Below are 724 nucleotides of genomic sequence, written 5' to 3'. Positions count from 1 at the left end.
AACAGGTCGGTCTTGATGGCGGTGCGTTTCTTCATGGCTGGCGGCAGAGAACGAAATCAGGACAATCCAATTTTACCAATCACAGAGGTGCCGAGGTTTTTCGAGGCGCCCTTAAGCCAGCTGTACTTGAACGTCAGAAGCGCCACTCACCCGCGAAGCTTAAATCCGTAGAGTGGGGCGGCAATGACAACTGGTAATCAGGTCGCCCCTACCAGCACGGCATTGCAGGCCCGATTGATGATCTATCAGCCCAGCCAGCGCCCAAGGGAACGTGCTGGGCAGTGGATAGACACCAGTTTCGGTCGATGCCGTGTAACCGGCAGGCTGGGTCAGCGTCATGCTGATATTGTCGAATCCATATTGTATGTGGCGGAACGCCGCCGCGAAATATCGGACGGTGGCATCGAGATGCTAATTGATCCGGCGAAGCTGCGCCGGATGCTATCCGATCACCAGTACAGCCACTATCGCATCAAGAAGTTGCTGACCGACCTGCGGGCAGCAACGGTTGAGATTGTGACTCCGGAAATGGAGCGCAGTGGTGACAGCATCATTGGCGGCCTCATTGACCACGTTATGCCTTCACCGATGACCCGCCTGTCAGCGGTAATCCAATAATCCCCACCTGTGGTAATCGAATTTTCCCCACCCATCGACTTGAAGGAGTCAGAGATGGAAAGGGAATCAGTGGTGTTCGATGTGGAAGCTGTCCTGGACCCGAGGG

Annotated in this window: 2 protein-coding genes; both read left to right on the top strand. The window is 55.2% G+C overall.

Annotated features, from left to right (window positions below; translation table 11 throughout):
• Window positions 1-197, top strand: a 197-nt coding sequence (locus tag GPA21_RS20765; protein WP_211163752.1) for a hypothetical protein, incomplete at its 5' end; no start/stop codon positions are given.
• 40 nt (window positions 198-237) lie between these two features.
• Window positions 238-618 (top strand): hypothetical protein, encoded by a 381-nt coding sequence (locus GPA21_RS20340; protein ID WP_211163751.1) that lies wholly within the window; start codon window positions 238-240, stop codon window positions 616-618.
• The last annotated feature ends 106 nt before the right edge of the window (window positions 619-724 follow it).

The sequence above is a fragment of the Azoarcus taiwanensis genome (assembly GCF_012910885.1).
Classification (GTDB): domain Bacteria; phylum Pseudomonadota; class Gammaproteobacteria; order Burkholderiales; family Rhodocyclaceae; genus Azoarcus_F; species Azoarcus_F taiwanensis.
This window is presented reverse-complemented; position numbering and strand designations above follow the sequence as displayed.